We start from the raw sequence: 8264 nt of genomic DNA on the forward strand, positions 1-8264 counted from the left end.
CCCTCCCCCACAGGGGAGGGAGCAGGTTGCAGCAAGTTTTGCGGTTGCGGCGGTTTGAAAAGCAACTTGGATTTACCGTTGATTTCAGGTCGTCTGAAAAATAAAAAAGCAGCCCGCACAACCTATTTTCCTTGCAGAACCCTTAATCCTAACAGCCGCCCCGTCCTCTCTCCCGTGGGAGAGAGCTAGAGAGAGGGCAACAAGCCGCAAGGCTTGTATTTTAGGGGACCAAGGGATTTGGGAAGGGTTACCGAAATTCGGGGAATGCCCTCTCCCCAGCCCTCCCCCACAGGGGAGGGAGCAGGTTGCAGCAGATTCAGGCGTTACAGGTCGTCTGAAAAAGAATGCCCGAAATATCAACAGCAGGAATTTTTCAGGTAGCCTTTATCGCAAGGCTGATGGAACAAACACCGTAAGTATTTTTTCAGACGACCTTTGAACCCATCGGTAGGGTGTGTACCGTAAGGCACGCACGCGGTGGGTTGGGGGTGCAGGGAAAATGGAGAACGCGTGCGTACCATACACGCCCCACATGCGGGCGACAGCTTGCTTGGATTTACCGTTGATTGTAGGTCGTCTGAAAAGAAAAAAAGCAACCTGCACAATTTGTTTTCCTTGCAGAACCCTTAACCCCAACAGCCACCCCATCCTCTCTCCCGTGGGAGAGAGTTAGAGAGAGGGCAACAAGCCGCAAGGCTTGTATTGGGGCGGTTAGGGTGTTGAGAAAGGTTGCCGCCATTCGGGGAATGCCCTCTCCCCAGCCCTCCCCCACGGGGGAGGGGGTGGATTGCAGCGGATTCAGGCGTTGCAGGTCGTCTGAAAAAGAATGCCCGAAACATCAACAGCAGGAATTTTTCAGGTAGCCTTTATCGCAAGGCAGATGGAACAAACGCCGCGAGCATTTTTTCAGACGACCTTTGAACCCATCGGTAAGGTGTGTGCCGCAAGGCACGCACGCGGTGGGTTGGGGTTGCAGGGAAAATGGAGAACGCGTGCGTGCGTACCGCACACACACACTCTACATGTGGGCTACGGCTTACTCAAACTAACCTACGCTTGATCAATCCACATTAACCATTTAGAAATTTATGTCTATCACTACAAATGAAATTAATCAAATTACTGAATCCAGAAAAACAATTGCAGCATTCCTAATTGGATTGTCTGTGGGTGGTGGTATTTGCTTTGTTAGTATGAATAGATACTTAACAGAATACCCTAAAGCATTAGAAGAAAAAATCAAAACTCTAGAAACCGAAATAGTTAATTATAAAAATAGTGCTTATACAGTTAATGAAATTACCAAGCATTTTGTAGATAAAAAGTCATATAATGAATGTATCCAAGCAAACAAAAGATTTGCAGACGCAAATAAGAATCTTCATGAACAAATAGATAAGGATAATATTATTGCTAAAGCATACAATGACTGTAAAAACGATCGCATAATTTGGCAGAACAAACTAAAGCAAATAAACGAAGAATTAGATCAGGGTTATGGTCGTTACTCATCTTACAAATCCCTATCTGATTATGACATTCAACAACGTGAAAATCAGCGAAACCAATACATTTCATTATTAACAAACACTAATTGCTATACGTTATCTGATTCTGAAAAAGGTAAATAACCATGCCCAAACGTACCGACCTAAAATCTATCCTTATCATCGGCGCCGGCCCTATCGTTATCGGTCAGGCCTGCGAATTTGACTATTCGGGCGCACAGGCCTGCAAGGCTTTGCGTGAAGAAGGCTACAAAGTCATTCTGGTGAATTCCAACCCCGCCACCATCATGACCGACCCTGAAATGGCGGATGTTACCTACATCGAACCGATTATGTGGCAGACGGTGGAGAAGATTATCGCCAAGGAGCGGCCTGATGCGATTCTGCCCACGATGGGCGGCCAGACTGCGCTGAACTGTGCGCTGGATTTGGCGCGCAACGGCGTGTTGGCGAAATACAATGTCGAACTGATCGGCGCGACGGAAGACGCGATCGACAAAGCGGAAGACCGCGGTCGATTTAAGGAAGCGATGGAAAAAATCGGCCTCTCCTGCCCGAAATCTTTTGTCTGCCACACGATGAACGAAGCTTTGGCAGCGCAGGAACAGGTCGGCTTCCCGACGCTGATTCGCCCGTCTTTCACGATGGGCGGTTCGGGCGGCGGCATTGCCTACAATAAAGACGAGTTTTTGGCGATTTGCGAACGCGGTTTCGATGCGTCGCCCACGCATGAGCTGTTGATTGAGCAGTCCGTGCTCGGCTGGAAAGAGTACGAGATGGAAGTGGTGCGCGATAAGGCGGACAACTGCATCATCATCTGCTCGATTGAAAACTTCGACCCGATGGGCGTGCATACGGGCGACTCGATTACGGTTGCGCCAGCGCAAACGCTGACGGACAAAGAATACCAAATCATGCGCAACGCTTCGTTGGCGGTATTGCGCGAAATCGGCGTGGACACGGGCGGATCGAACGTACAGTTTGCGGTGAACCCTGAAAACGGCGAGATGATTGTGATTGAGATGAACCCGCGCGTGAGCCGTTCGTCCGCGCTGGCTTCCAAGGCGACGGGCTTCCCGATTGCGAAGGTGGCGGCGAAGCTGGCGGTCGGCTTTACACTGGACGAGTTGCGCAACGACATCACCGGCGGCCGTACGCCCGCGTCGTTCGAGCCTTCCATCGACTATGTCGTCACCAAAATCCCGCGTTTCGCTTTTGAAAAATTCCCCGCTGCAGACGACCGCCTGACCACGCAGATGAAATCGGTGGGCGAAGTGATGGCGATGGGCCACACGATTCAGGAAAGCTTCCAAAAAGCCCTGCGCGGCTTGGAAACAGGCTTGTGCGGCTTCAATCCGAAAAGCTCCGACAAAGCGGAAATCCGCCGCGAACTGGCCAACCCCGGCCCTGAGCGTATGCTGTTTGTGGCAGACGCGTTCCGCGTGGGCTTCACGCTGGAAGAAATCCACGAAATCTGCGCCATCGACCCTTGGTTCTTGGCTCAAATCGAAGACTTGGTGAAAGAAGAGCAGCAGGTAAGTGCAGGCTGCCTGCAAGATTTGGATTTCGCCGCCTTACGTCGTCTGAAACGCAAAGGCTTCTCCGACAAATGCATCGCACAGCTTTTAGGGCTACCTGAAAAAGAAGTGCGCGAACACCGCTATGCGCTGAAGCTGCATCCCGTCTATAAACGCGTCGATACCTGCGCAGCCGAGTTTGCCACCGAAACCGCCTACCTCTATTCCACTTACGAAGAAGAATGCGAAGCGCGTCCTTCCGAGCGTAAAAAAGTGATGATTCTCGGCGGCGGCCCAAACCGTATCGGTCAAGGCATCGAGTTTGACTATTGCTGCGTTCACGCCGCACTCGCCCTGCGCGAATCGGGCTTTGAAACGATTATGGTGAACTGCAACCCCGAAACCGTGTCCACCGACTTCGACACCAGCGACCGCCTCTATTTCGAGCCGCTGACACTGGAAGACGTGTTGGAAATCGTCCGCACCGAAAACCCGTGGGGCGTGATTGTGCATTACGGCGGTCAAACCCCGCTGAAACTCGCCAACGCGCTGGTTGAAAACGGCGTGAACATTATCGGCACATCCGCCGACAGCATCGACGCTGCCGAAGACCGTGAACGCTTCCAAAAAGTGTTGAACGACTTAGGCCTGCGCCAACCGCCCAACCGCATCGCCCACAACGAAGAAGAAGCGCTCGTCAAAGCCGAAGAAATCGGCTATCCGCTGGTCGTGCGCCCGTCTTACGTCCTCGGCGGCCGCGCCATGCAGGTTGTCCACTCCGCCGAAGAGCTGCAAAAATACATGCGCGAAGCCGTGCAGGTATCCGAAGACAGCCCCGTGTTGCTCGACTTCTTCCTGAACAACGCCATTGAAGTCGATGTGGACTGCGTTTCAGACGGCAAAGACGTCGTTATCGGCGGCATCATGCAGCACGTCGAACAGGCAGGCATCCACTCCGGCGACTCCGGCTGCTCGCTGCCGCCCTACTCGCTCAGCGAAGAAATCCAAGACGAAATCCGCCGCCAAACCAAAGCCATGGCGTACGCGCTGGGTGTGGTCGGCCTGATGAACGTACAGTTTGCCGTGCAAGACGGCGTGGTGTTCGTGTTGGAAGTGAACCCGCGCGCCAGCCGTACCGTTCCCTTCGTCTCCAAAGCCACCGGCGTGCCGCTCGCCAAAGTCGGCGCACGCTGCATGGCAGGCATTTCCCTGCAAGAGCAAGGCGTGGAAAAAGAAGTCGTCCCCGATTTCTATGCCGTTAAAGAAGCCGTGTTCCCCTTCATCAAATTCCCCAGTGTGGACACCATTCTCGGCCCCGAAATGCGCTCCACCGGCGAAGTGATGGGCGTAGGCGCAAGCTTCGGCGAAGCCTACTACAAAGCCCAACTCGGCGCTGGCGAACGCCTGAACCCGACCGGCAAAATCTTCCTCGCCGTACGCGACGAAGACAAACCGCTCATCGTCAAAACCGCGCAAAACTTCCAAGCCTTAGGCTACGGCGTCTGCGCCACACGCGGCACCGCCGAATACCTGAAAGAGCACGGCATCATCGTGCAAGCGGTAAACAAAGTGCAGGAAGGCCGCCCGCACATCGTGGACGCAATTAAAAACGGCGAAATCGCGCTGGTGGTCAACACCGTCAGCAGCTCGGCACAATCCATCGCCGACAGCCACAGTATCCGCCGCACCTCCCTCACCCAACGCGTGCCGCAATACACCACCATCGCCGGCGGCGAAGCCATGAGCGAAGGCGCAAAAAGCCGCGACCACCTAGGCGTGTACAGCGTGCAGGAGTTGCATGGACGGTTGAAAAACAGAGGCTGAATCTGAATCGGGTTTAGCTTGAACAAAATCGTCTGAAAACCAATTTTCCGGTTTTCAGACGACCTTTTTCTTTGCTGACTTTATTCGAGGCGCATTTGCGTAAACAGAACCACTCGCGGATGGTTTGCGAATTCATCAACCGTCCGATCCGTTACCTCCGGCAAAACCGCTTGCGGCTACCTCAGCGCATACGGCATACGGAACTTATAGTGGATTAAAATAAAAATGAGACAAGGCGACAACGCCCGCCGTGTACGGGTAGTACATAAGGGCGTTGGCAACGCCGTATCGTTGCAATTTTAATCCACTATAAGACAATTGAAAAACAAAACTGAATCAAGTTTAGCTTCAACAAAAAGGTCGTCTGAAAACCAATTTTCCGGTTTTCAGACGACCTTTTCTTTGTTATCTGCCTACCTTATTCGGGACGCATCTGCGGGAACAAAATCACGTCGCGGATGGTTTGCGAATCGGTCAGCAGCATCACCAGGCGGTCGATGCCGATGCCGCAACCGCCTGTCGGCGGCAGGCCGAATTCCATGGCACGGATGTAGTCGGCATCGTAGTGCATGGCTTCGTCGTCGCCCGCGTCTTTTTGCGCCACTTGCGCTTTGAAGCGTTCGGCTTGGTCTTCGGGGTCGTTCAACTCGGAATAGCCGTTTGCCAGCTCGCGGCCGACAACGAACAATTCGAAACGCTCGGTCAGACCTTGTTTCGTATCCGAAGCGCGCGCCAACGGGGAAACTTCGACCGGGTAATCGACAATGAAGGTCGGGTTCCACAATTTGCTCTCGGCGCAACCTTCAAACAGGGCGAGTTGCAGGCTGCCGATGCCGGGGGACGGCGGCAGGCTTTCGCCGTGTTTGACGATTTCTTTTTTCAACCACTCCGCATCGTTCAACTGCTCGTCGGTGTAGTGCGGATTGTATTTTTTGATGGCTTCGAGAATGGTCAGGCGCTCAAACGGGCTTTCCAAATCGACTTCTTTGCCGTTGTAGCTGATTTTCGCCGTGCCGTTTACCGTGCGCGATGCGTTGCGGATGATGTCTTCCGCCATCTGCATCATGCGTTCGTAGTCAGAGAAGGCTTCGTAGAATTCGATCATGGTGAATTCGGGGTTGTGGCGCACGGACATACCTTCGTTGCGGAAGCTGCGGTTGATTTCAAACACGCGCTCCAAACCGCCGACCACCAAGCGTTTCAGATACAGCTCGGGGGCGATGCGCAGGTAAAGCGGGATGTCCAAAGCATTGTGGTGGGTCACGAACGGTTTCGCCGTCGCGCCACCGGGAATCGGGTGCATCATCGGGGTTTCGACTTCGAGATAATGCTCGTTCACCATAAAATTGCGCACAGATTGGATGATTTGGCTGCGTTTGATAAACGTATTACGCGATTCTTCGTTGGCAATCAAATCGACGTAGCGTTGACGGTATTTGGTTTCCTGATCGCTCAAGCCTTTGTGTTTGTCGGGCAGCGGGCGCAGGGATTTGGACAGCAGGCGGATGTCGGACACGCGCACGGTCAATTCGCCGTGGTTGGTTTTGAACAAAGTACCTTCCGCGCCGACGATGTCGCCCAAGTCCCAATGGTTGAAATCGTCCAAAACTTCCTGACTCACACCTTTGTTGTTCAGATAAAGCTGGATTTGACCGGTAACGTCTTGAATAGTGGCAAAGCTCGCCTTGCCCATTTGACGTTTCAGCATCATACGGCCGGCAATTTTGACGGGGACGGCCTGCGGGTCGAGTTCTTCTTTGCTGATTTCGCCGTATTGGGCGTGCAAATCGGCGGCAAAGCTGTCGCGCTTGAAGTCGTTGGGATAGGCGTTGCGCTGTTGGCGGATGTTGTGCAGTTTTTCGCGGCGCAGGGCGATGATTTGGTTTTCGTCCAACTGCGGCTCGGTTTGCGGATTGTTTTGTTCGCTCATGGTGTTTTCCGGAAAAATAAATCAGGCGCAATCTGTTTCAGACGACCTGATTGAATCACAAAATTTGCGCATATTTTACGCGATGTCGGTGTTTTTTTCTATCCGGCTCAAAAGGTCGTCTGAAAAACATCGGACAGGGGTTTCCAGTCAATCCGTTTGGCGGGGAAAAGATACCTGAAATCAAGTTTGGAAAAACATTTGGCTTTTTTGCTGTTATACTCATTCCATTTATTTCAAATCAATATCTGAAGATTATGTACTGGTCTATTCCTGATATCCCTGATACCATCGTCGCCCGCAAAAACAGCAAGTGGAATACCCCTTGGGTATGGCTGACGGTATTGGCTTTGCTTTTCATTGCGGCGTTGATTGTTGTGTTGTGGCTGAAAATCAGCCCGTTTTATCTGTTGATACCGGTTGGCGTTTGGGGCGCGGCTTTGCTGTACCGCTTTATCTTGTCGATGAACCGCAGCGCGGCGGCAGATGCTTGGGAAACCGAAAAATCGAATATCCGCAAAAAATGGACGGATTGGGCGCAAAGAAGCATCGTTTTGGTCGACTCGCATATCATCCTGCCCGAACCCTTGTCGCTGCCGGAAGTCATTACCCAAGCGTCAGGCGGACGAAATGCCGACCTGTTTCTGTTTCCGCGTGACGAAGACGAAGACCTGTGGCGCAGCGGCTATCCTTACGTTGCCGAACATTTTTACCAAAAATTGAGCGAATTGGCGGAGTATCGGCAGCCTGTGACCCTGCACATCGATGCGCCGGATGAAGAAGCGTATTTGAACTGGCAGCAAAGATTTGAAGAAATCGCCGAAATGGCGGGTGTCCGCGCGACCATCAAGCCTCTGTCTGATGGCGAAAGTTTGATGGGCGATTGGGTGGAAAACCGTCAGTTTGAAGGCATCCATGTGATTCTTTCGGCATGGCTGAACGAAGACGCTTCAGATGCCGAGTTTACAGAAAACGCGACTTGGCTGGTGTTTGCCTCGCCTTATGCCGCCAAACAGAACAAATTGCCCGTCAAAGCGGTTTTGCAGCGTCCGATTGCCATCTCCTTGTCCGACGAAACAGCGCAAAACAAATCTTTCGGACACTACGCCGATTACGCTTTGAAAAACCGCACCGTCCATGCCGCCTGGTTTACCGCACCGCCTAAAGATACGCAACAATACGTCGGCAAACTTCGCCAAGCAGGCGTCAGCTGGAACGATAATTTCGACCTGCCCCTGATACACACGCCCGAACCGTATACAGGTCAACTTCCGCGAGAAAGCCACTGGCTGACTCTGGGCTTGATGGCTGAAAACAGCGATCAGCAGAACCAATTGTTCGGCTGGCAGAAAGACGGCAATCTGTATATGGGCTGCCTGATTCATCAAAATTCAGCAGCATAAGCCGACTATCTTGTCATGGTACAAAAGGTCGTCTGAAAACTTGAAGTTTGGGTTTTCAGACGACGGCGGATTCGCATTTGAAGTG

At 52.5% G+C, this 8264-nt stretch carries 6 protein-coding genes; 4 read left to right on the plus strand and 2 right to left on the minus strand.

Annotated features, from left to right (window positions below):
• The 3 genes from HMPREF2726_RS14510 to carB form a co-directional block, all read left to right on the plus strand.
• On the plus strand, positions 1 to 189 hold a 189-nt coding region (locus HMPREF2726_RS14510), incomplete at its 5' end, for a hypothetical protein (RefSeq protein ID WP_210399703.1).
• Between the two features lie 899 nt (positions 190 to 1088).
• Entirely contained in the window at positions 1089 to 1631 is a 543-nt protein-coding gene (locus tag HMPREF2726_RS10805) for a hypothetical protein (protein ID WP_070603370.1), read from the plus strand.
• Between the two features lie 2 nt (positions 1632 to 1633).
• Positions 1634 to 4849, plus strand: coding sequence for a carbamoyl-phosphate synthase large subunit (carB, locus tag HMPREF2726_RS10810; protein WP_070603372.1), 3216 nt, complete (start codon positions 1634 to 1636; stop codon positions 4847 to 4849).
• A gap of 13 nt (positions 4850 to 4862) precedes the next feature.
• On the opposite strand, the gene HMPREF2726_RS14835 is transcribed toward carB, so the two are convergent.
• Together HMPREF2726_RS14835 and lysS are read right to left on the minus strand one after the other, a co-directional pair.
• A complete protein-coding gene (locus HMPREF2726_RS14835; RefSeq protein ID WP_283118872.1) occupies positions 4863 to 4985 on the minus strand; it encodes a hypothetical protein in 123 nt (40 codons plus the stop codon).
• Between the two features lie 282 nt (positions 4986 to 5267).
• On the minus strand, positions 5268 to 6779 hold the full coding sequence (lysS, locus tag HMPREF2726_RS10815) for a lysine--tRNA ligase (RefSeq protein WP_070603374.1): 1512 nt from the start codon (positions 6777 to 6779) through the stop codon (positions 5268 to 5270).
• 254 nt (positions 6780 to 7033) lie between these two features.
• On the opposite strand from lysS, the gene HMPREF2726_RS10820 reads away from it, so the two are divergent.
• Positions 7034 to 8179, plus strand: coding sequence for a hypothetical protein (locus tag HMPREF2726_RS10820; protein WP_070603376.1), 1146 nt, complete (start codon positions 7034 to 7036; stop codon positions 8177 to 8179).
• Positions 8180 to 8264 lie beyond the last annotated feature (85 nt).

It is taken from the genome of Neisseria sp. HMSC074B07 (genome assembly GCF_001810355.1).
Lineage (GTDB): Bacteria > Pseudomonadota > Gammaproteobacteria > Burkholderiales > Neisseriaceae > Neisseria.

Coding starts and splice junctions, on each gene's coding strand:
- HMPREF2726_RS14835 (WP_283118872.1), bottom strand. CDS start 4,985: ATGAATTCGCAAACCATCCGCGAGTGGTTCTGTTTACGCAAATGCGCC.
- HMPREF2726_RS10805 (WP_070603370.1), top strand. CDS start 1,089: ATGTCTATCACTACAAATGAAATTAATCAAATTACTGAATCCAGAAAA.
- lysS (WP_070603374.1), bottom strand. CDS start 6,779: ATGAGCGAACAAAACAATCCGCAAACCGAGCCGCAGTTGGACGAAAAC.
- carB (WP_070603372.1), top strand. CDS start 1,634: ATGCCCAAACGTACCGACCTAAAATCTATCCTTATCATCGGCGCCGGC.
- HMPREF2726_RS10820 (WP_070603376.1), top strand. CDS start 7,034: ATGTACTGGTCTATTCCTGATATCCCTGATACCATCGTCGCCCGCAAA.